At 33.4% G+C, this 22,976-nt stretch carries 24 protein-coding genes; 12 read left to right on the forward strand and 12 right to left on the reverse strand.

What is annotated here, in order from left to right:
* Positions 1-2: 2 nt before the first annotated feature.
* Together ABF281_RS01380 and sulP are read right to left on the reverse strand one after the other, a co-directional pair.
* The gene (locus ABF281_RS01380; protein WP_347179906.1) at positions 3-1,409 is read right to left on the reverse strand and encodes an MBL fold metallo-hydrolase; all 1,407 of its coding nucleotides are present in this window, start codon (positions 1,407-1,409) and stop codon (positions 3-5) included.
* Positions 1,410-1,478: 69 nt separating this feature from the next.
* Positions 1,479-3,200, reverse strand: a complete 1,722-nt coding sequence (sulP, locus tag ABF281_RS01385; protein ID WP_347179907.1) for a sulfate permease — start codon at positions 3,198-3,200, stop codon at positions 1,479-1,481.
* 151 nt (positions 3,201-3,351) lie between these two features.
* Between sulP and serB the strand changes: the two genes are divergently transcribed.
* Complete coding sequence (serB, locus tag ABF281_RS01390) at positions 3,352-4,590, forward strand: phosphoserine phosphatase SerB (protein WP_347179908.1); 1,239 nt, start codon at positions 3,352-3,354, stop codon at positions 4,588-4,590.
* A gap of 44 nt (positions 4,591-4,634) precedes the next feature.
* On the opposite strand, the gene ABF281_RS01395 is transcribed toward serB, so the two are convergent.
* Positions 4,635-5,261 (reverse strand): Crp/Fnr family transcriptional regulator, encoded by a 627-nt coding sequence (locus ABF281_RS01395; protein WP_347179909.1) that lies wholly within the window; start codon positions 5,259-5,261, stop codon positions 4,635-4,637.
* Positions 5,262-5,434: 173 nt separating this feature from the next.
* Here ABF281_RS01395 and ABF281_RS01400 point away from each other — a divergent pair, with 173 nt between their 5' ends.
* The gene (locus tag ABF281_RS01400) at positions 5,435-5,599 is read left to right on the forward strand and encodes a hypothetical protein (RefSeq protein ID WP_347179910.1); all 165 of its coding nucleotides are present in this window, start codon (positions 5,435-5,437) and stop codon (positions 5,597-5,599) included.
* A gap of 48 nt (positions 5,600-5,647) precedes the next feature.
* On the opposite strand, the gene glyA is transcribed toward ABF281_RS01400, so the two are convergent.
* Positions 5,648-6,922 (reverse strand): serine hydroxymethyltransferase, encoded by a 1,275-nt coding sequence (gene glyA / locus ABF281_RS01405; protein ID WP_347179911.1) that lies wholly within the window; start codon positions 6,920-6,922, stop codon positions 5,648-5,650.
* Positions 6,923-7,504: 582 nt separating this feature from the next.
* Here glyA and msrB point away from each other — a divergent pair.
* The 3 genes from msrB to ABF281_RS01420 all read left to right on the forward strand — a co-directional run bounded on the left by msrB (position 7,505) and on the right by ABF281_RS01420 (position 10,502).
* Positions 7,505-7,987 carry a peptide-methionine (R)-S-oxide reductase MsrB gene (msrB, locus tag ABF281_RS01410; RefSeq protein ID WP_347179912.1) on the forward strand — a complete coding sequence of 161 codons (483 nt, stop codon included), beginning with the start codon at positions 7,505-7,507 and terminating at the stop codon, positions 7,985-7,987.
* A 224-nt stretch (positions 7,988-8,211) separates the two neighbouring features.
* Entirely contained in the window at positions 8,212-9,558 is a 1,347-nt protein-coding gene (gene ffh / locus ABF281_RS01415) for a signal recognition particle protein (RefSeq protein ID WP_347179913.1), read from the forward strand.
* A 68-nt stretch (positions 9,559-9,626) separates the two neighbouring features.
* Positions 9,627-10,502, forward strand: coding sequence for a tetrahydrofolate dehydrogenase/cyclohydrolase catalytic domain-containing protein (locus tag ABF281_RS01420; RefSeq protein WP_347179914.1), 876 nt, complete (start codon positions 9,627-9,629; stop codon positions 10,500-10,502).
* A gap of 79 nt (positions 10,503-10,581) precedes the next feature.
* Here ABF281_RS01420 and ABF281_RS01425 read toward each other — a convergent pair whose 3' ends face one another.
* Positions 10,582-11,145, reverse strand: coding sequence for a hypothetical protein (locus tag ABF281_RS01425; protein WP_347179915.1), 564 nt, complete (start codon positions 11,143-11,145; stop codon positions 10,582-10,584).
* A gap of 126 nt (positions 11,146-11,271) precedes the next feature.
* Between ABF281_RS01425 and ABF281_RS01430 the strand changes: the two genes are divergently transcribed.
* On the forward strand, positions 11,272-11,901 hold the full coding sequence (locus ABF281_RS01430; protein WP_347179916.1) for a 7-carboxy-7-deazaguanine synthase QueE: 630 nt from the start codon (positions 11,272-11,274) through the stop codon (positions 11,899-11,901).
* Here ABF281_RS01430 and cmk read toward each other — a convergent pair.
* The 5 genes from cmk to ABF281_RS01455 form a co-directional block, all read right to left on the reverse strand.
* Positions 11,898-12,587: a (d)CMP kinase gene (cmk, locus tag ABF281_RS01435; RefSeq protein ID WP_347179917.1), complete on the reverse strand. Its 690-nt coding sequence runs from the start codon at positions 12,585-12,587 to the stop codon at positions 11,898-11,900. The two genes, ABF281_RS01430 and cmk, sit on opposite strands and share 4 nt — an antisense overlap.
* 3 nt (positions 12,588-12,590) lie before the next feature.
* Positions 12,591-13,598: a type IX secretion system protein PorQ gene (porQ, locus tag ABF281_RS01440; protein ID WP_347179918.1), complete on the reverse strand. Its 1,008-nt coding sequence runs from the start codon at positions 13,596-13,598 to the stop codon at positions 12,591-12,593.
* A gap of 57 nt (positions 13,599-13,655) precedes the next feature.
* On the reverse strand, positions 13,656-14,243 hold the full coding sequence (gene coaE / locus ABF281_RS01445) for a dephospho-CoA kinase (RefSeq protein ID WP_347179919.1): 588 nt from the start codon (positions 14,241-14,243) through the stop codon (positions 13,656-13,658).
* Positions 14,243-15,190 (reverse strand): CdaR family protein, encoded by a 948-nt coding sequence (locus ABF281_RS01450; RefSeq protein ID WP_347179920.1) that lies wholly within the window; start codon positions 15,188-15,190, stop codon positions 14,243-14,245. The genes coaE and ABF281_RS01450 overlap by 1 nt, the downstream gene beginning before the upstream one ends.
* Positions 15,191-15,283: 93 nt before the next feature.
* Positions 15,284-16,915 (reverse strand): ABC-F family ATP-binding cassette domain-containing protein, encoded by a 1,632-nt coding sequence (locus ABF281_RS01455; protein WP_347179921.1) that lies wholly within the window; start codon positions 16,913-16,915, stop codon positions 15,284-15,286.
* Between the two features lie 217 nt (positions 16,916-17,132).
* Between ABF281_RS01455 and ABF281_RS01460 the strand changes: the two genes are divergently transcribed.
* The 5 genes from ABF281_RS01460 (at position 17,133) to ABF281_RS01480 (ending at position 20,510) form a co-directional block, all read left to right on the forward strand.
* A complete protein-coding gene (locus ABF281_RS01460) occupies positions 17,133-17,573 on the forward strand; it encodes a hypothetical protein (protein WP_347179922.1) in 441 nt (146 codons plus the stop codon).
* Between the two features lie 10 nt (positions 17,574-17,583).
* On the forward strand, positions 17,584-18,039 hold the full coding sequence (smpB, locus tag ABF281_RS01465; RefSeq protein WP_347179923.1) for an SsrA-binding protein SmpB: 456 nt from the start codon (positions 17,584-17,586) through the stop codon (positions 18,037-18,039).
* Complete coding sequence (locus ABF281_RS01470; RefSeq protein WP_347179924.1) at positions 18,040-18,897, forward strand: geranylgeranylglycerol-phosphate geranylgeranyltransferase; 858 nt, start codon at positions 18,040-18,042, stop codon at positions 18,895-18,897.
* A gap of 3 nt (positions 18,898-18,900) precedes the next feature.
* The gene (locus ABF281_RS01475; protein WP_347179925.1) at positions 18,901-19,476 is read left to right on the forward strand and encodes a Maf family nucleotide pyrophosphatase; all 576 of its coding nucleotides are present in this window, start codon (positions 18,901-18,903) and stop codon (positions 19,474-19,476) included.
* A gap of 62 nt (positions 19,477-19,538) precedes the next feature.
* Positions 19,539-20,510 (forward strand): transketolase C-terminal domain-containing protein, encoded by a 972-nt coding sequence (locus ABF281_RS01480; protein ID WP_347179926.1) that lies wholly within the window; start codon positions 19,539-19,541, stop codon positions 20,508-20,510.
* 59 nt (positions 20,511-20,569) lie between these two features.
* Here ABF281_RS01480 and ABF281_RS01485 read toward each other — a convergent pair whose 3' ends face one another.
* On the reverse strand, positions 20,570-21,061 hold the full coding sequence (locus ABF281_RS01485; protein WP_347179927.1) for a CIA30 family protein: 492 nt from the start codon (positions 21,059-21,061) through the stop codon (positions 20,570-20,572).
* Positions 21,062-21,210: 149 nt separating this feature from the next.
* Positions 21,211-21,795 (reverse strand): heme-binding protein, encoded by a 585-nt coding sequence (locus ABF281_RS01490; RefSeq protein WP_347179928.1) that lies wholly within the window; start codon positions 21,793-21,795, stop codon positions 21,211-21,213.
* Between the two features lie 216 nt (positions 21,796-22,011).
* Between ABF281_RS01490 and ABF281_RS01495 the strand changes: the two genes are divergently transcribed.
* Entirely contained in the window at positions 22,012-22,956 is a 945-nt protein-coding gene (locus tag ABF281_RS01495; RefSeq protein WP_347179929.1) for a LysR substrate-binding domain-containing protein, read from the forward strand.
* The last annotated feature ends 20 nt before the right edge of the window (positions 22,957-22,976 follow it).

The following is a 22,976-nucleotide window of genomic DNA, read 5'->3' on the forward strand; positions in this document are numbered from 1 at the left end:
TTTTATAGTGTTGATGGACAAACATAATCCGTTACATTAAAACCTGTTGATTTTATTTTAGCAAACCCTCCTACAACATCAATAAAATTGTGAATACCTCTACTTTTCAGAATAGAAGCAGCAATCATACTCCTGTATCCCCCCGCACAATGTAGGTAAAAATTACCTTCTGATGGAAAGGCATTTAAATGCTCATTAATTTCTTCTAAAGAAGCATTCTTTGCTTGAGGTAATCTTTCAGAAATAAACTCTGTTGGCTTTCTTACATCAAAAATTTCTGTTTCATCCAAAATTATTCTCTTTAAGTCAGTCGGTTCTATCTGATTTACAGTATCATACTCTCTCCCTGCATTAACCCATGACTCGAAACCTCCTTTTAAATAACCTAAAGTATTATCAAAACCAACTCTGGACAAACGTGTAATGGTTTCTTCTTCTCGACCCTCAGGAATAATCAATACTATAGGTTGTTTTACATCTCCTATTAATGCTCCAACCCAAGGCGCAAATCCACCATCTATTCCAATAAATATGGATTGAGGAATGTGGCCTTTCGCAAATTCTTCCTGAGACCTAACGTCTAATACTAAAGCACCTGTCTCATTGGCCAACAACTCTAACTCTTGAGGATTTAACTCATGAGTTCCTTGGGTAATAACATCAGAAATATCGTCATACCCTTCTTTATTCATTTTTACATTTAATGGAAAATATTTTGGAGGAGGCATCAAACCACTCGTGACCTCCTTTACAAATTCCTCTTTTGTCATATCTGCTCTTAAAGCATAATTATTTTCTTTTTGATCACCCAAAGTTCCGGTAGTCTCCTTGCTTAAATTTTTACCACATGCAGATCCTGCACCATGACCAGGATAAATGATTAATTCATCAGACAAAGGCATTATCTTGTTACGCAAACTATGATATAACGTACCTGCTAAATCCTCTTGAGTCATACTTGCCGATTTTTGAGCCAAATCAGGTCTACCAACATCTCCTAGAAACAATGTGTCCCCTGTAAACAAAGCATGGTGTTTCCCATCTTCATCTTTCAGTAAATAAGTTGTAGATTCCATCGTATGCCCAGGAGTATGCAGGGCAACAATTGTTATTTCCCCTATCATAAACTCCTGATGATCTTCTGCTATAATAGCATCAAAAGTAGTACTTGCATTAGGTCCATAAACGATTGGAGCTCCTGTTTTTTTTGACAAGGTAACATGCCCACTAACAAAATCAGCATGAAAATGAGTTTCAAATATATACTTAATTTGAGCTCCGCTCTTTGTTGCCATATCAATGTAAGGTTGCACTTCTCTAAGTGGATCAATAATCGCTACTTCCCCATGGCTTTCGATGTAGTACGCTCCTTGTGCCAAACACCCTGTATAAATTTGTTGTATTTTCATTTTTATAAATTTTAATTTTATTCAAAAATAATATTGTTTACCTACGAACACAGTAACAATAGTTACAGTCTAACGAACAGTCTGCTGGCAAATTTTATTCTGTAAATCATCCTTACAAACCACTCCGTCATAACAATCCACAGCTTCATAAGTTCTTACAAATAGATTGTCTTTCCCTAATTCGTCTATGATTCCATTATTAAAAAGAACATCTCTTGTAGGGCCTATGGCACCAGATATAAAAAACTGTATGTTATGTTGTTTTAATGTTTGTATGTATTGCAATAGCATGGCATTTGCACTACTATCTATATAACTTATTGATTCGGCATTTAAAACAACTAACCTCAGGGTTTCTTTTTTCTTCGCTACCAACGAGTCTAACTTTTTCTTAAAAAAATCTTTATTTCCAAAAAATAATTGAGCATCAAAACGTATGATTAACAAATCATCTCTTTCTTTTACTTGCTCGTGAAATCTTTCAATATTTTTGAAATAATCACTCCCCTCTATTCTTGCCAAAACAGCAATATGAGGTTGAGAAGTTCTGTAGATCATCAGTACTAAGGAAGACATCATTCCAATTAAAATCCCTTGAGTAATTCCCACAAATAGAGTAATCAAAAAAGTTGTTATCAACAAGAAAAACTCATCTCGGTTTTGCTCCCATAAGACAATAGGTAATTTAAAATCTATTAAATTATACACGGCAACCATAATCATTGAAGCCAACACCGCGTTTGGTAAATAGTAAAATAAAGGGGTCAGAAACAACAGTGTCAAACCTATAACAAAAGCACTTACAACACTAGAAACTCCCGTGAAAGCACCAGCCTGATTATTCACAGCTGTTCTAGAAAACCCCCCTGTTGTTGGATAAGACCTAAAAAAAGAGCCTACAATATTTGACATCCCTAGGGCGACTAATTCTTGATTTGCATCTACTTGATAGTTCTCTTGACTTTCTTCCAATGATTTAGAAACAGAAATCGCCTCCATATAAGCAACTAGAGCTAATGTCAATGCCAAAGGAGTTAACTTTGATAATGGTATACTTTGAAAATCAGGAACTTCAAAACTTGGTAAACCTTGTGGAATATCTCCAACAATCTTCACACCTAAATTCTCTAAATTGAAATAATAAACCACTAATGTACCAAGTAAAACAACTACTAAAGCCGAAGGTATTTTTGGTGAATATTTTTTTAGTAGAACAATTAATACGATACCCAAAAAACTGATTAGTAACGTATATATGTGAATTTCTGAACTTTCTAAGTAGACCTGTTTTAGTAGTTCATGTAACTTCGAACTTCCTTGGATTGAAATTCCTAAAAAGTGTTTCAACTGACTTAACCCAATAACAATAGCTGCAGCAGAAGTGAATCCACTAATTACAGGTTTCGACAAAAAATTAACTAAAAAACCCAAACGAAAAAGGCCAAGAAGTAATTGAAACACTCCCATAAACAAAGAAAGAAAAATAGCCATTGCAATGTAATTGTCAATACCCGTAATTCCCAAAGCTCCTAAACTTGCAGCTACCAATAAAGAATCCATAGCTACTGGACCAACAGATAATTGTCTTGAAGTTCCCAAAATCGTATATATAACTTGTGGCATTAATGCCGCATACAATCCAAAAACTGGAGGCAACCCTGCAATCATAGCATAGGCCATACCCTGCGGTATAAGTAAGATTCCTACCGTAATACCAGCCATAACATCTCCATAAAGAAAGGTTTTCTTATAATTAGGCAACCAACTTAGGATTGGAAAATATTGTTTCATATTAGTAGAATTAATTGTTGTCAAAACTAACAAGATCCCCAACTATTTACAGTAACAAAAGTTACACTAAAAAAATCTAATCGATTACTTTGTTTATATCATCAATATTGGGCATTTTTACACTTTCTAACGCATACTTATAAACTTCCAAATGGAAAAGTCACAAAAAGAAATCATATTACTAAAGGTTTCAGGCCACGATAAACCCGGAGTAACCTCAGGTTTAACTTCTGTCTTAGCGCAATACAATGCTAATATTTTAGATATTGGACAGGCTGACATTCACGACACCTTATCTTTAGGTATGTTATTCGAAGTTCCAACTGGCAAAGACTCTGGATCTGTTTTAAAAGATTTATTGTTCAAAGCCTATGAATTAGATATCAAAGTTAAATTTATTCCCATCTCAGTAGAGGACTATGAAAAATGGGTAACCTCACAAGGTAAATCTCGATACATTGTAACGATTCTCGGTGAAACCCTAGCAGCATCACAAGTTTCTTCCGTAACGCAAGTAATGGCTGAAGAAAATCTAAATATTGATGCAATCAAACGTTTAACTGGGCGAACTTCTCTAGTAGACAAACTTGAAAACAAAGAGCAACCAAGATCCTGTATTCAACTTTCTGTTAGAGGGGAATTGAGAAATAAAGAAGAGATGACTTCTAAGTTTATGAAGATTTCAAAAGATTTAAACGTAGACTTGTCCTTTCAAGAAGACAATATCTACCGAAGAAATAGACGCTTGGTTTGTTTTGATATGGACTCCACTCTGATTCAAGCTGAAGTTATAGATAAACTTGCAGAGTTGGCGGGAGTAGGTGAACAAGTTTCTGCAATCACAGAATCGGCAATGCGTGGTGAAATAGATTTCAATACTAGCTTTAAAAAACGTATGGCCATGTTAGAAGGACTAAGTGAAGAAGTTCTTCGAGAAGTTGCAGTGAATCTACCAATTACGAAAGGTGCCCACCGTTTGTTTAAAGCGCTGAAATACTATGGTTTTAAAACTGCTATTTTATCGGGAGGCTTCACTTACTTTGCCGAATATCTACAAAAAGAATTAGGAATTGATTATGTTCATGCCAACCAATTAGAAATAAAGAATGGAGCCTTAACAGGTGGCTACTTGGGAGACATCGTAGATGGAAATAAAAAGGCAGAATACTTAAAAGCAATCGCCAAAAAAGAAGGTATCCATATCAATCAAACCATAGCAGTTGGTGATGGTGCTAATGATTTGGCCATGCTAAATCTAGCCGGTTTAGGTATTGCTTTTCATGCAAAACCAAAAGTAAAAGAAAGTGCTGAAAGTTCTATTTCAAGTCTTGGTCTAGATGGGGTTCTCTATTTATTAGGGTACCAAGATCGACACATTGATTTGATGTAATATATGTATTCAAAAAGCACTCTAAATTTCTTCAGAGTGTTTTTTTATAAAACATTTAAGGAGTTTCTTCGTAATTCTATAATTCCTTTCTGCTCCAACTTTTTCAACAACCTGCTTATAACAACTCTTGAAGTGTGTAACTCATAAGCTATTTCTTGATGTGTGTTTTTAATTTGAGAGCTTCCCGTAACTGCAACTTTATCTTGCAAATACTTTAACAATCTTTCATCCATTTTTTTGAAGGCAATATTATCTACCGTTTCCAATAGTTCCATCAACCTATTATGATAACTATCAAACACAAATTGTCTCCAACTTTTGTATTTACCTGTCCATTCTTCCATTTTTTCGATGGGGATCATAACCAGAATGGTATCTAGTTCTGTTACTGCTCTGATTTCACTTTTGTGATTTCCTACACAGCAAGTCATGGTCATTGCACAAGTATCTCCTTTTTCTAAAAAATATAATAGTAACTCATCACCGTCATCGTCCTCTCTCAGAATTTTAATGGCACCCTCAATCAACAAGGGCATAGATTTGATATATTGACCTATATCCATTAGAGTAGTTCCTGAGGATACTTTTTTTAAAGTCGCAACCCTGTTGATTTCCTCTATTAATTTTTTTTCAAAAATATGTCCGTAATGTAGTTGTAAATCTGCCAGCATGTATAATTGTATCTTTAACAAATGTATTAAATAACCTGATTTACAAATAAAAAAACAAGTTTATTATCATTCTAATTAAATGATCCAAACTGCTATAAGGCAGTTTAGAGATGATTCGTTTTATTTATCTTTATCCCAGTTAGATTTGTTTACTAATTTAATATATAAATATCGTGAAATACTTAAGCAAAGACATAGAAGCCTTATCCAAATTACAAAACACTAAATCTTTGGTGAGAACAAATACTTCTTGTGGGATTTTTCAGGAGTGTGACTACAGCAAAGAGCCTGAAAAACTATACCACCAAAAAAGGATTGAGAAGCTCTCACCAAAATAAAAAAAGCCGCTATTAGCGACTTTTTTTAATCTTATTACTTTCACAAGATTACCACTGGAACAAAGGTCTGTCTTGCATAAATCCGTTAACTTTCGCAGCAACAGCTTCCAATAGCTCTTGATTCTCAAAGTTATTTATAACTTCATCAATAAAATTAGCAATGGTTGCCATATCCTCTTCTTTTAAACCACGGGTAGTAATCGCAGAAGCACCTAAACGTATTCCAGAAGTTACGAATGGAGAACGAGTATCATAAGGAACCATGTTCTTATTTACCGTAATATCCGCTTTTACCAATGCTTGCTCTGCATCTTTTCCAGACAAGTTTTTATTTCTTAAATCTATAAGCATACAATGATTATCTGTTCCACCAGAAATAATTTTGTAATCTTTGCTTACTAATTCTTTTGCCAATCTAGCTGCATTCTTTTTTACTTGAACTTGGTATTGTAAATACTCGTCTGTCAAAGCTTCTCCAAAAGCTATAGCCTTAGCAGCAATCACATGCTCTAAAGGACCACCTTGCATTCCTGGAAATACAGCACTATTGAGAATGGTAGACATTTTCTTCAACGAACCGTTCTTTAGAGTAAGTCCGTCTCTATTCTCAAAATCTTGACCCATCATAATCATTCCTCCTCTTGGACCTCTTAAAGTTTTATGAGTAGTTGTCGTTACAAAATCACAATGTGGCATGGGATCATTCAAAATACCTTTTGCAATCATTCCAGAAGGATGAGAAATATCAGCCAATAAGTATGCGCCTACCTCATTTGCAATTTCTCTGAATTTGGCAAAATCTATATCTCTAGAATAAGAAGAAGCACCTGCCACAATCATATTTGGCTTTTCCGCTTTTGCTATTTCTAAGATGTTTTCATAATTTAAAACTTCAGTTTCTTTATCCACACCGTAATGAACTCCTCTGTAAATTTTTCCTGAAAAATTTACAGGAGAACCGTGAGTCAAATGCCCACCATGAGATAAATCAAAACCTAAAATAGTATCCCCTGGCTTTAATACTGCAAAAAACACAGCAGCATTTGCTTGAGATCCTGAATGTGGTTGTACATTTACATAAGCTGCTCCATAAAGTTCTTTCGCTCTATCAATGGCTAGTTGCTCAACAACATCCACAACCTCGCATCCTCCATAATATCTCTTTCCAGGATATCCTTCAGCATATTTATTGGTTAAAACAGAACCTTGAGCTTGCATAACTTGCTCACTTACAAAGTTTTCAGAAGCAATTAGCTCTATTCCTTTTAATTGTCTTTCTTTTTCATCTTGAATTAAATCAAAAACGACTTGATCACGTTTCATATTCTAGGTGTTTTAGGTTTAGAATGAGCAACAAAAATAATAAATATTTATACATATATAACCAAATAAACCAATAATATATCTCCCTAAAATCAGTTCCTTAAAATTTGTACTTTTTTTACTTTTCTGTTAGATGATTCTGTAACAAAACGAACGCTTTAGAACAGGCATATTTTATATCTCTAAAAAAAGCAACACAGGGAAATAGAAAAGTCTTATTTGGAGACACGCAAAAAAAAAATTAAATTTGATGAATCTAATGATTTAAACAATGGAGAAGAAAAACTGTCCTATCTGCAACAGTAATTTGAAGTATAGAAGAAAGAAAAAATACTTTTTAAAAATCTTTTCTTTTATTAGACTATACACTTGTTCTGATTGTTATTGCTTATATGTTTGGTTGAAGATTATTAACAAATCAATCCCTATCAAATCTGGTATAAACTCAACAATAAATAACTAAGGATTTACTGATGTTATATTATTTTATTACAACTAAAATTTTAAAACATAACTTTTACGCTCAAGAGAGCTCATCATAGCGAAAACAATACTTTTCCTGTTTTTTCACACAACACCATTATGAAATTTACAACAATTATGAATATCAAATTTCTACTTATTCTTTTCTCCTTTTTGTCTCTTTTTATCAACGACATGAATGGGCAGACAAAAATCACAAAAACAGATGCTGAATGGAAAATAGCATTGACTCCATTACAATACGAAATACTCAGAAAAAAAGGGACAGAATATGCCTTTTCTGGAGAGTACAACAAATTTTACGAAGAAGGAATTTACCATTGTGCTGGCTGTAATACACCACTATTTACCTCCGAAAGTAAATTTGATTCTGGTACGGGTTGGCCCTCTTTTAAAGACCACATTAGCAATAATGTACATTTTCATGAAGACAATAGATATGAAATGAACAGAACAGAAATTACCTGTAATGTTTGTGATGGTCATCTTGGTCATTTCTTTACGGATAAGTTAAAAAAAAGATACAGAAAAAGATATTGTGTCAATTCTTTATCTCTAAAATTTAATAATATTCAAAAATAAAGAAATATAAACTATTTGTTAAATAAAAAATGACTACCTTAGAGGTAAGGTTAGTGTAAATTGTATTTGATTTTTTATCATTTATTAATTTTCATATTTTTTATAGATTATTACTTCCTCCAAGCTGAGCTTGGAGGTTTTTTTTTGTTTTGGATAAACCCTTTTAATGTTCTGATAATCTTGTATATTTGCGACTCAATTTCATTAAAGCAAATAGTAAGTATATGTTCAATAATTTATCCGATAAATTAGACAAAGCCCTACATGTTCTAAAAGGACATGGAAAAATAACTGAAATAAACGTAGCAGAAACACTGAAAGAAGTTCGTAGAGCATTACTAGATGCGGATGTAAACTTTAAGATTGCTAAAGATTTCACTGTAAGAGTCAAAGAAAAAGCTATTGGCCAAAACGTACTTACAACACTGAATCCTAGTCAGTTAATGATTAAACTCGTAAAGGATGAATTGGCGGAGTTGATGGGAGGTGAAACAGTTGACATAAATTTAAAAGGAGCTCCAGCGGTAATTCTAATGGCCGGTCTACAAGGTTCTGGTAAAACAACTTTTTCCGGAAAACTGGCAAACTTTTTAAAAAACAAAAAGAAAAAAGAAGTCCTTCTAGTGGGTGCAGATGTCTATCGACCTGCAGCCATCAATCAGTTACAAGTTGTAGGAGAACAAATTGGCGTAGAAGTATATGCAGAAATTGACAATAAAAACCCTGTAGCCATTGCACAAAATGCTATTGCTCATGCAAAGGCAAACGGTAAAAACACAGTAATCATAGATACCGCTGGTCGTTTGGCTATCGATGAGGCCTTGATGACTGAGATCTCAAATATACATAATGCCGTAACCCCACAAGAGACATTGTTTGTGGTGGATGCTATGACAGGGCAGGATGCTGTAAACACTGCCAAAGCTTTTAACGACTTGTTAAATTTTGACGGAGTTATTTTAACAAAATTAGATGGTGACACTAGAGGTGGAGCTGCTTTGACTATTAAATCTGTAGTCAACAAGCCTATTAAATTTATTGGTACCGGAGAGAAGATGGAAGCTATTGATATTTTCTATCCAGAACGTATGGCAGACCGTATTTTAGGTATGGGTGATGTCGTTTCTTTAGTAGAACGTGCTCAGGAACAATACAATGAAGAAGAGGCAAGAAAACTACAAAAGAAAATTGCGAAAGACCAGTTTGGCTTTGACGACTTCTTGAGTCAGATACAACAAATAAAAAAAATGGGAAACATGAAAGATCTGGTTGGAATGATACCTGGTGCTGGTAAAGCCATGAAAGATGTTGATATTGACGATGATGCTTTTAAGGGTATTGAGGCAATCATAAAATCCATGACACCTTCAGAACGAGCCGAACCCAAAACAATTAATGCCTCTAGAAAAAAAAGAATTGCAAAAGGATCAGGAACTAATATTACAGAAGTCAACCAACTACTCAAACAATTCTTTCAAATGAGTAAGATGATGAAGATGATGCAAGGTGGTGGTGGAAAAAAGATGATGCAAATGATGCAGGGAATGAAAGGTGGAATGCCTAGAATGTAATACATCAAAACCAATTACAACAAAATTACACTTACACCACTTAAAAAAAAAAATCAATACAAAATCAGATGACAATATTAGATGGTAAAAAAACTGCTTCAGACATCAAAGCTGAAATCGCAGAAAGAGTAAAAGAAATAAAAGCTCAAGGAAAAAAAACACCTCATCTTGCAGCTGTAATTGTCGGAAATGACGGGGCAAGCAAAACTTATGTTGGTGCCAAAGTAAAAGCTTGCCAATTGGTTGGGTTTGATTCTACTTTGATAGAACTACCTAAAGAAACAAGCGAAACTGAACTTCTAGCTAAGATAAACGAACTCAATCAAAATGATGCTATTGATGGCTATATTGTTCAATTGCCTTTACCTAAACACATAAACGAGCACAAAGTTTTATTAGCTGTAGACCCTACTAAAGACGTAGATGGTTTTCACCCAACTAATGTTGGTAGGATGGCTTTAGAACTTCCTACTTTTTTGCCTGCAACACCTTACGGAGTTATGGAATTATTAGAACGCTATAAAGTTCCTACTTCCGGCAAAAATGTTGTTGTCATTGGCCGTTCTCATATTGTCGGAAGACCTATGAGTATTTTGATGTCTCAAAAAAGAGCCGCAGGTGATGCTACCGTAGTCGTTGCACACTCGAGAACAAACAACTTAAAAGAATTGACCTTAAAAGCAGATATTATTGTTGTTGCCCTTGGGGTTGCTGAATTTTTGACTGGTGATATGGTTAGCCAAGGGGTTACGATCATTGATGTTGGAATCACTCGCCTGGATGACCCATCCAAAAAGAATGGTTTCCGTTTGGCTGGAGACGTGCATTTTGAATCTGTTGCAGAAAAGGCCTCCTTCATTACTCCTGTTCCTGGAGGTGTTGGACCAATGACCATAGCGATGCTTCTAAAAAACACTTTGTTGGCTGGAGAAAACAGATCTTAACAAATATAAAATAGATCATACATAAAAAAGGGCATCTTAATTTTAAGATGCCCTTTTTTATGTATGATTTGATAGAACTCTATTTGTCGTTGAGCCATACCGTAAATGAGGTAAATTTAGAACCCTCAGGAATTTGGACTTTGTCAACATCACCCAAAGTAAAAGGTTTAATCCCTACTTCTTCTTTGTTTATCGTAAACGTTGCATTAATATCTTTTACAAAAACAGTAACAGATGAAAAAGTAGCTTCTATCTTATCAATATTATGGTTTACATTTAAATCATTAAACGTAGAGGTAATGCCAACAGAACCTTTTGTCTTGTAGGCACCACTAAAAACTGTGATGCTTTTTATTTTTGAAATGCTATCTAATGGATTTATAGGAGAAATAGACAACAACAATGCTCCACCTTTCTCATAAACCAAATAAGTATCATTGGCTGAAACATATTCATTTATATTGCCAAAATCGCCTTCTGTTAATCTAGAAACTATAGAGTCATTTTTAAATATGTTTTTTAAATCTTTTATAGAGGTCTTATTTGTGATGGGACCAACTTTATCTATTGCAATGGTTGTGTCCTTTGATTGACACGAAACCATCATAATAGATATGGTAAAAATTACTAATATTTTTTTCATGTGTTTATTACTTTTAAAGATACTAAGTTACATAAATAGATAATTTTAATGAATATATAACCTTTAATAAACTAATAAATTTATATTCTTTATTTTCTTGTATCTTTGCGCACCAAAACAAAACCAATGGACATCAAAACTAAAGAACTTGTAAATAAAGGGATCATGCTTCCTTTGATGGAAGAATTCTACACCATACAAGGAGAAGGAGCTCACACAGGAACATCTGCTTATTTTATTAGAGTAGGAGGTTGTGATGTGGGATGTCATTGGTGTGATGTCAAAGAAAGTTGGGATGCTAAACTACACCCCCCTACACTATCTGACGAGATCGTAAACAACGCCAAACAATACGCAAAAACTATTGTCATCACGGGAGGTGAACCTTTGATGTGGAACATGCAATATCTTACCGCTTCACTGCAAAAAGAAGGACTACAGACCCATATTGAAACATCAGGCGCCTACGAACTGAGTGGACAATGGAACTGGATTTGCCTATCACCAAAAAAAACAAAATTGCCCTTAGATCAAATTTATCATGAAGCTCATGAACTAAAAATGATTATTCATAATAAAAATGATTTTGAATTTGCGGAACAAGAAGCCGCAAAAGTTTCTGACCATTGCGGTTTATATTTACAACCTGAATGGAGCAAAAAAGAAATGATTACTCCCATGATCGTTGAATATGTGATGAAGAACCCTAAGTGGAAAATTTCTTTACAAACTCATAAATATTTAAACATCCCTTAAACTATTTTTTTAACCAAGTTTAAAATCTTTTCAAACTGATCCTCTCTAGACAAATTTGAATTGTCTATCTCTATAGCATCATTTGCCTTCACAAGTGGGGAATCGGCTCTTGTTCTATCTAATCTGTCTCGCTCTACAACATTCCTATAAACTTCTTCATAAGTAACTTGAATGGTCTCTTTAGATTTCAGTTCATCAAACCTTCTCTTGGCTCTTATTTCTGCATCTGCAGTCATAAACAACTTTAATTCAGCATTAGGAAAAACGACAGTCCCTATATCTCTACCATCCATGACGACTCCTTTGGATTTCCCTAATTCTTGTTGTAAGGCAACTAATTTTTTTCTCACCTCTGAGATAGAGGCAACCTTACTTACATAAGAAGAAACTTCCATTCCTCTAATCTTATGCTCAACGTTAACTCTATTTAAATATACCTCCGAAAAGCCTAATTGTGGATTGTACTTAAAATCAATGATAACATCGTCTAAATGTTCAATTAAATCATGATTATTTATTTCGCCATTTACCAAAAAATTCTGCTGTAAAGCAAACAAGGCTACTGCCCTGTACATTGCACCTGTGTCAACATATATATAACCTAAATGCTTTGCTAGTTGTTTTGCGACGGTACTTTTTCCTGTTGACGAGAAGCCATCAATTGCAATGGTGATTTTTAATTTCATAAATTATAAGTGTACTGTTAATCCAAATGTGCTGTATTTTGCTCCTTCTTGAAACTTAGCAAAAGCGTAATCAAATCTCAAATGCTTTGTATTGAACCCGAAACCATAAGATAGACCTGCTTTTGTTCTAATTTCATTAAGTTGATATTCTTGAGATTTACGATGATTGTACCCTAATCTAACACTTATAAGTCTCTTGGGCCATAACTCTGCTCCAAGAGATAGATGTCTTAAAGCATTCTGAAAGTCATTGATAGACTCTTCTTTTACCGTGTTGTCCAAATCTGTCACTGACCTAGATGGGTTTGAAGTGCTAATTTCCCAATTATTCAATTCATCAATGGCCCCATATATTTTGATGGGCACATGCTCTAATCTATACTCAACCGATAAAATAACATTATTTCGAATCAACTCTTCATGATTGATATAACTTGTCAGTTGGCTTCCAGAATTTCTTAGGACTAAAGACATCAAAAACGGTTTCAAAGGATCGATGTAAGTAATCCCAATATCGTATAATAATGCCGTCGATGTATAGGTATCAATAATAGAAGAAACATATTTTATTGAGGCTCCTATAGAAACCGACTCAAAATGATAACCATAGCCGAAATTAAAGGAAACATCTCGAGCAGTAAAACTTCCCAAAACAGTGGGTCCAGTTGCCTCTGTTCTTTCAAAATCTCCATAATTGAAATATTGAATTCCTAAAAATGCAACTCCATATTTTGGATCAATAGCTTTTGCATATGAAAAAGAACCTACATTGATTCCTGAAATATAATTTACATAATTCAAAGAAACATCATTATCCATTTTAGGATTTACTGAAGAAGGATTCCAAAGGGTTTGTGACACATCATCTCTAGAAGTTAGTGTCACACCTCCTAATGCTATTTGCTTTGCTGAAGTAGGTGTGTTTAAAAATGCAAATAAAGTTTCGCCTCCAGTTTGAGAAAACAAACCGCTGGAAAAAAATACAAAAAGTGTAAAAAAAATATATTTCATTATCTAATTTTTCTTGTAAACAAATATAAGAGGCTGAGGTTAATTTTTATGAGAAATCTAAACATCACAACTCTCCAATAAATTTTGATGCAATGTCAAGACCTCAGTCTTCAAATCCTTCCGATTATTGTTTTTAATTACATAATCTGCTCTTTTCACTTTTTTTTCTTGACTCCACTGATTATTTATTCTCCTCATCACATCTTCCCTATTCACTTGATCTCTATTGACAACTCTTGTAATTCTATCTTCCAAATCTGCGACAACTACAATTACTTTATCACAGAACTCCTCTCTTTTGTTTTCAAATAATATAGCATTTTCGTAAACTACATACGGAGAATCTTGCTTGAGGATAAACGCTTTCAAATGCAAATGAACAATGGGATGAACAATCTCATTTAATTTCTGAAGAAGCGCCTTATCAGCAAACACTTTTTCAGCTATATACGCTCTATTTGGGAGATTATTTTCATAAGCATCCTCTCCTAGAAGACGAATGATATCCTTCTTAACTGCCTCCGAGCTCATCATTATTTTTTTAGCTTCAACATCAGCTTGATAAACAGGCACTCCGATGTTTCTAAACAGATCCAAAACAGTTGTTTTTCCTGCTCCTATCCCACCTGTTAACCCCACAACCATTATTTTAGAATTAAATATTCAACTTTACCTACGTTTAACTTAACTTTAGAAACCATCGAAGGCATTTCCTTAATTTGAGTTTTGATATGCTTTTGGGTTCTTTTGCTGTAATCACAAACCACATAAAAATCAGAAGGTTTTATTTCATTAAATTGGGAAAGCCTAACCAAACAAGTCACTTGAACATTTTTAGGATAAACGACAACTTCCTCTCCTTCTGGACTATTTATAACATGAAGGGGAAGTGTTAGTGTCTTTTCTGTTATCTTTTCTACCTCAATTTTTAAATTAACTTTTTCATTGGAGTAAACAATTTTTGGAAGATTCGGCTTAACAATCGCTATATTTTCATTAACAGACTGTTGCACATTTGAATCTTGGAAAAGTTTTAATTTTATTCGGTCTATTTTTGAAATTTGCATTTCAGGGCCTGTTATTTCTATAGAATCTGGCATCAATTTGATTCCTGAAAAAGAATTATAACCTAGATGATAATCAATCTTTACGTCGTGAATTACAGGAATTTTCTTATTCCCCCTTTTTCCTAACTTTACAAATAAGGTATCTGAAATGACATCAACAACTTCAATATTCTTCTTTATCGAGTTTCTTACTTGCTTTTTTAATTCATCATTAACCAAATAGTACTCATATTTACTTTTCCTTTTCAAGCGTTGAACAGAAACAGCAATATCAGGTTTAAAAAATGCTACACCTAGAAAATAAAAACCATCAGCAGCAATCCTAAAACCAATCTCTTCAGGAGGATCCTCTTGAAAAAAAAACTCATTTGACAAAGCAGTGTAGTGAACGGGGTAATAAACGATCTGACTGTACTCATTAGATAATTTATTAAGAAACCAAAAAACAAAAGTCCCAAAAACAAAAACCAAAAAAATAGAAGTTTTTTTTTCGTTGAATTTAAAAAATGATTTTGTTTTTTTCATAGTAGCTAAAATAAGGAATGAAAACGAAACAACATGACAAAATTTAAAACCATTCATAGAATGGTTATTTTTTGTCTTTGATGAAAGTTTATCCTAAGAATTGATTTCTTTTAGATTTTCTACTTGGTTACGCTCCAAAAAGGCATCAATAGTTTCAAAATGCTCAATAACTCTTCTATCTTTAAATTCAAATACTTTTTCAGAAAGTCCTTTCAAAAAATCTCTATCGTGAGAAACGAGTATCATCGTACCATCAAAATTTTGTAACGCTTCTTTAATTACATCTTTGGAACGTAAATCTAAGTGATTTGTTGGTTCATCAAGAATTAGAACATTCACAGGTTCTAGCAATAATTTTACCATTGCCAATCTTGTTTTTTCTCCTCCTGACAAAACCCCTACTTTTTTCTCTATATCATCTCCTTTAAACATGAAGGCTCCTAATATATTTTTAATTTGTGTACGAATATCACCTACTGCTACATTATCTACGGTCTCAAAAATAGTTAATTCATTATCTAACAAAGATGCCTCATTTTGAGCAAAGTATCCTACTTTTGCATTGTGTCCTAACCCACAAGATCCCTCAAAATCAATCTGTCCCATAATCGCTTTAATCATAGTAGATTTTCCTTGTCCATTCTGTCCTACAAAACTTACTTTTTCACCTCTAGCAATAGCCATATCAGCTTCTTTAAACACAATGTGATCTCCATAAGATTTTGTCATGTTTTCTACTTTAACTGGATAATCCCCTGAACGAGGAGATGGGGGAAAACGCAATCTAAGAGACGAGGTATCTACTTCGTCAACCTCTATTATTTCTAATTTCTCTAACATTCTTTTTCTCGAGGCTACAGAAGATGCTTTCGAATATGTCCCTTTAAAACGTTCAATGTACAGCTTGTTGTCTGCTATCATTTTTTGCTGTTCATCGTAAGCTTTCTGTTGATTGGCTCTACGCTCTTTTCTTAACTCTAAATAATGAGAATAATTTGCTTTATAATCATATACTTTACCCATAGAGACTTCTAAAGTTCTATTCGTTATATTGTCTACAAAAGCTTTATCATGAGAGATCACAATAACCGCTTTTGCTTTGTTTAATAAGAAATTTTCCAACCAAATTACAGATTCAATATCAACATGGTTGGTAGGTTCATCAAGCAAAATTAAGTCTGGTTTCTTTAAGAGAATCTTAGCCAATTCTATTCGCATCCTCCACCCTCCGCTAAACTCTGAAGTCGGCCTATTGAAATCTTGTTGTTTAAACCCTAAACCTTTTAAAGCAACCTCAACTTCTGCCTCATAATTTACCTCATCCAGAGCATAATATTTTTCACCTAAGTCTGACACACGTTCAATAATGCTCATGTATTCATCAGATTCATAGTCGGTTCTGGTCTCTAGCTGCTTGTTCAAACTATCCATTTCCGACTTCATTGAAAACACCTCATCAAAGGCTTTAGAAGCCTCTTCAACTACTGTACAATCATCTTCCATTAACAAGTGCTGTGGCAAATAAGCAATCACGGTATCTTTAGGACAACGAACTCCACCTCTTGTTGGGGTTTGCATCCCAGCAATAATCTTCATCATTGTTGACTTACCTGCCCCATTTTTACCCATCAACGCAATTTTGTCATTTTCATTAATCACAAAAGACACTTCACTAAAAAGGGTATGCCCACTAAACTCAACTGCTAAATTATCTACAGAAATCATATTAAAAAATTGAAGGGACAAAACTACAAAAGAAACCCAACTGTACACTAAAGATTTTGTTAGTTTATTTTTTATTTCGTTCACTTATACCCTGACAAGTAATGCTATACTAGCATAAGTCAGGTTAAATACTGTTGGAGAAACAGAACCCTATGCAAAGACTTTAGCTGTTGTATGACAATCTAAAAGTAATCTTGTATTTTTGTAAAAAAATATCATGAAAAAATTAATTTTCTTATTTCTTTTCTTTCCCTGGCGTAATTCATTCGCCCAAGAGATAGGAATAAGGTTTGGAGATTTTGGAAACAATAGTGTTGCTATTGATGGTATTGTAAACTTTGAAGACCTAACCCGGTTACATGGTTACATTACTTTTGGAAATGGAATTGGAGCCAACTTAATTTATGACTTCAAAGTAAAATCTCTAGATGCTATTCAATCTAACTTTCAATATTATTTTGGTGTGGGTGTCAATACATTCATAGGTAGTCCTTTTGTATTAGGATTAAATGGAGAAACCGGTATTGAATATCTTTTTAAAGAAACTCCCATCACTTTGGGTCTAGATTGGAGTCCACAATTAAACATTATTACCAAAACTTCACTCGACCTCCTTAGTTTTGGAATTAACATTCGCTATAGGATCAACGAATTATAATTAAATACTCATGCAGAAGAAAATAAACATTCAAAATAAAAGAGCTCGATTTGAGTATGAAATTCTAGACAAGTATGTAGCTGGAATGGTGTTAACTGGAACCGAAATAAAATCAATTCGACTCAGTAAAGCAAGAATAACAGATAGTTTTTGTGAGTTTAACGAACAAGGAGAATTATTCTCCATCAATATGTTTATCGAAGAATATTTATATGGAAACGCATACAATCACAAACCTAAAAGTGCTCGAAAATTATTGCTCAATAAAAAAGAGTTAAAAAAACTAAATAAGGAGGTACAAACAGGTGGTCTGACCATCGTACCTTTAAGAATGTTTATTAATGATAAAGGATTAGCTAAATTAGAAATAGCGCTATGTAGAGGAAAAAAACTATATGACAAACGACAAACCATTAAAGATCGAGATCATAAAATTTCATTAGATCGTATTAAAAAATCTTACTAGATGTTTTCCTTACTTAAATTGATGAGATGGAAAAACCTTGTATTGATCTTTTTGAGTCAAATCTTCATGGTTTTGAGTATATTCTCCAAAGATCAGTTTACGTTTCCTGTGTTGATTTATATTGTGTGTACTTTTTGTTTTGCTGCCAGCGGGAACATCATCAATGATATTTTTGATATCATACCAGACAAAACAAACAAACCACAAAAGGTTCTTATACCAAAGATAATTAGTTTCAAAAAAGCACACCAAACTTACTATTTATTGAATTCAATAGGATTGATATTGACTATCTATGGTAGTTACTTACTTCAAAATTACACTTTTACTGCCTATGGTATTTTTGTCATTGCCTTACTTCATATTTACAGCAGTACACTAAAAGGTACTCCAATGCTTGGCAATTTAGTGATTGCTTCATTCACAAGCATTTCATTATTATTCTTTTTACTAATCATTCCTAGTTCCTCTGACCAAAATCTAACACTCCTAATTTATTCACTTTTAGCATTTTTAATCAATTGGGCCAGAGAAATGATCAAAGACATTGAAGACATCAAGGGAGACAAGAAAGCAAACTTAAAAACTACACCAATAACAATGGGGACAAGAACTACTGTACACATCATACAGGGAATTCTTTTGCTAACAACAACAGTGTTAATAGTGATTATGTATTTATCTGTAAACACCCTCTTAAAATGTTATATTTTCATCACTTTAATACTGCCTTTATGCTACATTTTTAACCGTTTACATAAATGTTTTGAAAGGCAGCATTTTTCAAAAATTAGCAAGATACTGAAGCTGATTGTTGTGTTTGGAATTCTAAGTATTGCCTTAATAAAAATATCATAAACTATGCTAGAAAATATTTTACGAAAACATCATGTGATCTTAGGGTCAAAATCACCCAGAAGAAAGCAATTTTTGAAAGAATTAAACATCTCCTTTGAAAGTAGAACCATTGACACACCGGAAGTTTATCCTGAAAAATACAAAGAAGAAGAAATTACAGAGTTCTTAGCTGATCTCAAATGCAAAGCCATACAATTAACAGCCCAAGAGTTATTAATTACAGCAGACACCATAGTGTGGTCAAAAAACAAAGCCTTGGAGAAGCCAAAAGATCATGTTGAAGCTTATCAAATGTTATCAGAATTATCTGGCAGTAGCCATCAAGTAATCACATCAGTTTGTTTGGCTACCACTAAAAAAAAGAAAATATTCACAGACAAAACGATAGTGTATTTTAAACAACTAACCTCAGAAGAAATAAACTATTACATAGAAAACTATAAGCCGTACGACAAAGCCGGAGGTTACGGGATACAAGAGTGGATTGGCTTGATAGGAGTTACTAAGATTGAGGGAAGTTATGCTAATGTTGTTGGACTACCTGCAGAGAAATTATACAATGAACTTAAAAACTTTTAATATTATTCCTCTAACCGCATAAAATTATTACTTTTGCCGACAAACAATGTTAGAACTGTAAAATGAAAAAATATACATACTCCGAGAAAAAAGATACTCGTTCTGGTTTTGGTGCTGGTTTGGCTCACTTAGGAAGAACTAATCCAAATGTAGTGGCACTATGTGCTGATTTAATTGGTTCATTAAAAATGAATGAATTTATTAAAGAGAATCCAGAAAGATTTTTCCAGATTGGTATCGCAGAAGCTAACATGATGGGAATTGCAGCAGGTTTAACTATCGGTGGAAAAATTCCTTTTACAGGAACTTTTGCCGCTTTCTCAACAGGTCGTGTATATGATCAAATAAGACAGTCTATTGCCTATTCTGACAAAAATGTAAAAATTTGTGCGTCACATGCAGGTCTAACCTTAGGTGAAGATGGAGCAACTCATCAAATATTAGAAGATTTGGGGTTGATGAAAATGATTCCAGGGATGACCGTAATCAATACTTGTGACTACAACCAAACAGAAGCTGCTACCATAGCAATTGCAGAACATGAAGGTCCTGTTTATTTACGTTTTGGTAGACCCGTAGTTCCTATTTTCATGCCTAAATTCTCAGACAATGATCATGATAACAAATTTGTTATAGGTAAAGGAATTCAAATGACCGAAGGAAATGATGTTACCATCGTTGCTACTGGACATCTTGTATGGGAAGCACTTCAAGCTGCAGAAGAATTAGAAAAACAAGGAATAACTGCAGAAGTAATCAACATACACACAATCAAACCTCTAGACGAAGAATTAATTATAAAGTCTGTAAGCAAGACTGGTTGTGTAGTTACCGCAGAAGAACACAATATTATTGGGGGACTTGGTGAAAGCGTAGCCAGAGCACTAGCCACAAACAAACCCGTACCACAAGAATTTGTAGGAACAAAAGATACTTTTGGAGAATCTGGTACCCCTGCACAATTGATGGAAAAATACAACTTAAATGCTGCAGCTATTGTCACAGCTTCAAAAAAGGTGATCAACAGAGCTTAAAATACTTTGAAAAGCATAAAAAAAGGCATCATTTAGATGCCTTTTTTTATGCTTTTCATTTAAATCAATCTTATTTCATCTAACATAAGTTCAAAGTTTTCCTCACTCTTATTGCCAATTAAAAATACAATCTGTTCAATAAAGTCATTTGAAAAATTTGGTTTGTCAAGTTTTCTTCCCCTAAACATAGGATACATATCCTTAAGAGGAATTATTATTTCTTGCCATTCTCCATGGGTTTCAAAAGTAGATATATAGGAATGTGAATCTCCAATACGAGATTTTATTCTGAATTGATATTTTTTTCCATCACCTTTTACTTTTAAGATGAATTTGGTGAAATTTCCAATTGATTTTCTTTTAAATTGATATCTCACTGAGGAAAAACCACCATTATTATCTAAGGATATTGAACCTTCAAAAAGGCCATATCCCTCACCACTAATTTTAAAAAAACCTTTAGATTTACCTCCCATTACAACATCATCAACAACTACCCAGTCTTCTGTATTTGATGTTTGAGTGAACTTAAATATTATATTTGAATCCATAAAAATAAATATTAGTAACGCGAAAATATAGATCTTCATTATTTTTTAATTAGACAATTGACTTCGAGTTTAAAATAAAACACTACTGCTGAAATAAATAGACAAGCCATTGCGAGTATATTTTTGGTCAGGTATTTATTCGAAATACCTTACTTTAACTCAACGATAATTTCATTTCTTCGATTAAAAACTTCATAGGGGGCGTTATATCCTAAAAAACAAAAACGATTTGAATAAGCAATGCCTTCTTGATCCAAAGCTGATTTTAATTTTTGCTTCGCATCTTCTATTTTTTTGTCATTGGCCCAACCACTAAAATGCAATGCAGCAACAATTTTTTTAGGTTCTTTTTTAAACGTTATACTTGACTGATTGGGTTTGGGTAGCGTTTCTTTTGAAAACTCCTTTGGCACCATAAACATCATTGTCATAGAATCTGTTAAAGTCATTGCGACAGGAGAAGTCATCGAAATTTTTTCGTTTCTTTCATTTCCTCCAAAAATATATCCCGCCAAAATGGAAAATCCTTTACTAGAGGAGTCTTTGTATCCACTAGTTGAAAGTTTAACAGAGGTAAACAAAGTTTCTTCATAAGTCCGAATTTCAAATGTTTTATACTTTTGATGGACTTCATATGAGTATGTTTCTATAGAACTTTGAGTTTTCAAAGCATAAATTTGAATAGCAATAAAAGTTATGAATACAATACTTATTAAAATTAACACTACCTTCATTTCTATCCTCTAATTAATTATGAATAACTCCTTGATGGGTACAAGATCGTTTCTTGTTTGCTTCTGTAAATGAGATTCTAAATTAATAAAAATACACTAATCTTATGCCTCCAAAACCTTGTTTTGTTTTTTTAATCTGCAAACAGATAAAAACTATAAGTACAATTGATAATTTTAATATCTTTATAAGAATTATTGATGCTAAAAAATTTAAAGATGACCATTACACAATTGAGGTATGTATTAGCTGTTGCTAAATATAAAAATTTCACCACTGCATCTGAGCATTGTTATGTGACACAACCAACACTCAGTATGCAGATACACAAATTAGAGGAGTCTTTGGATATTCAAATTTTCAATCGAAATAAAAAGCCTATTGAACTCACTGGTGTTGGTAAAAAAATAGTTGAACAAGCAAAAACAATAGTAAACGAAAGTAATAGAATTGCAGATATCGTAGATCAACAAAAGGGATACGTTGGTGGCAAATTTAAAATCGGAATCATACCCACAATCATGCCTAGTTTACTGCCTTTATTTCTTAAAAACTTTAACAACAAATACCCAGAAGTAGAGTTAATTATACACGAATTGACCACCTCCGAAATCATTCAAAAACTTAAAGATGGAAATTTAGATGCTGCAATAGCTGCAACGCCCCTTAAAGATGAAACCATCATAGAATCTCCTCTTTATTATGAGCCCTTTATTGGACTAGTTCATAAAAATCACAGACTATATCATGACGAACATCTCATCCCTGAAAACTTAAACATAGAAGATTTATTGTTACTTGAAGATGGTCATTGTTTCAAAGAAAGTGCTCTTAACATCTGTAGTTCATTAAAACAAGATTTGAAAAAGAAATTTGTTCTTCAGAGTGGTAGCTTCAACACTTTGATCAAATTGACTAAAGAAGGTATGGGTATGACATTGCTACCTTATTTGCATACGCTAGACTTAGAGGATGAAGACAAAAAACTAATACGAGAATTTCAGAAACCTTATCCTGCAAGAGAAGTGAGTCTTATCTACCACAAATCAGAACTAAAACTTCAGCTCATACATGCATTAAAAGAAGAAATATCTGGAGTCATAAGAGGGTTGATCTCTTTTAGTGAGGTAAAGATCGTCAGTCCAATAAGAGAGGTTCGCTAACTATTGGGATTTCATAATTA

This window comes from Wenyingzhuangia sp., assembly GCF_039768515.1.
In the GTDB taxonomy this organism is placed as follows: Bacteria; Bacteroidota; Bacteroidia; order Flavobacteriales; family Flavobacteriaceae; genus Wenyingzhuangia.

Coding starts and splice junctions, on each gene's coding strand:
- msrB (WP_347179912.1), top strand. CDS start 7,505: ATGAAATTTACAACAATTATGAATATCAAATTTCTACTTATTCTTTTC.
- ABF281_RS01475 (WP_347179925.1), top strand. CDS start 18,901: ATGCTAGAAAATATTTTACGAAAACATCATGTGATCTTAGGGTCAAAA.
- cmk (WP_347179917.1), bottom strand. CDS start 12,587: ATGAAATTAAAAATCACCATTGCAATTGATGGCTTCTCGTCAACAGGA.
- ffh (WP_347179913.1), top strand. CDS start 8,212: ATGTTCAATAATTTATCCGATAAATTAGACAAAGCCCTACATGTTCTA.
- smpB (WP_347179923.1), top strand. CDS start 17,584: ATGCAGAAGAAAATAAACATTCAAAATAAAAGAGCTCGATTTGAGTAT.
- porQ (WP_347179918.1), bottom strand. CDS start 13,598: ATGAAATATATTTTTTTTACACTTTTTGTATTTTTTTCCAGCGGTTTG.
- glyA (WP_347179911.1), bottom strand. CDS start 6,922: ATGAAACGTGATCAAGTCGTTTTTGATTTAATTCAAGATGAAAAAGAA.
- ABF281_RS01380 (WP_347179906.1), bottom strand. CDS start 1,409: ATGAAAATACAACAAATTTATACAGGGTGTTTGGCACAAGGAGCGTAC.
- ABF281_RS01395 (WP_347179909.1), bottom strand. CDS start 5,261: ATGCTGGCAGATTTACAACTACATTACGGACATATTTTTGAAAAAAAA.
- ABF281_RS01460 (WP_347179922.1), top strand. CDS start 17,133: ATGAAAAAATTAATTTTCTTATTTCTTTTCTTTCCCTGGCGTAATTCA.
- ABF281_RS01450 (WP_347179920.1), bottom strand. CDS start 15,190: ATGAAAAAAACAAAATCATTTTTTAAATTCAACGAAAAAAAAACTTCT.
- ABF281_RS01485 (WP_347179927.1), bottom strand. CDS start 21,061: ATGGATTCAAATATAATATTTAAGTTCACTCAAACATCAAATACAGAA.
- ABF281_RS01495 (WP_347179929.1), top strand. CDS start 22,012: ATGACCATTACACAATTGAGGTATGTATTAGCTGTTGCTAAATATAAA.
- ABF281_RS01425 (WP_347179915.1), bottom strand. CDS start 11,145: ATGAAAAAAATATTAGTAATTTTTACCATATCTATTATGATGGTTTCG.
- ABF281_RS01420 (WP_347179914.1), top strand. CDS start 9,627: ATGACAATATTAGATGGTAAAAAAACTGCTTCAGACATCAAAGCTGAA.
- ABF281_RS01480 (WP_347179926.1), top strand. CDS start 19,539: ATGAAAAAATATACATACTCCGAGAAAAAAGATACTCGTTCTGGTTTT.
- ABF281_RS01455 (WP_347179921.1), bottom strand. CDS start 16,915: ATGATTTCTGTAGATAATTTAGCAGTTGAGTTTAGTGGGCATACCCTT.
- ABF281_RS01430 (WP_347179916.1), top strand. CDS start 11,272: ATGGACATCAAAACTAAAGAACTTGTAAATAAAGGGATCATGCTTCCT.
- serB (WP_347179908.1), top strand. CDS start 3,352: ATGGAAAAGTCACAAAAAGAAATCATATTACTAAAGGTTTCAGGCCAC.
- ABF281_RS01470 (WP_347179924.1), top strand. CDS start 18,040: ATGTTTTCCTTACTTAAATTGATGAGATGGAAAAACCTTGTATTGATC.
- coaE (WP_347179919.1), bottom strand. CDS start 14,243: ATGGTTGTGGGGTTAACAGGTGGGATAGGAGCAGGAAAAACAACTGTT.
- ABF281_RS01490 (WP_347179928.1), bottom strand. CDS start 21,795: ATGAAGGTAGTGTTAATTTTAATAAGTATTGTATTCATAACTTTTATT.
- sulP (WP_347179907.1), bottom strand. CDS start 3,200: ATGAAACAATATTTTCCAATCCTAAGTTGGTTGCCTAATTATAAGAAA.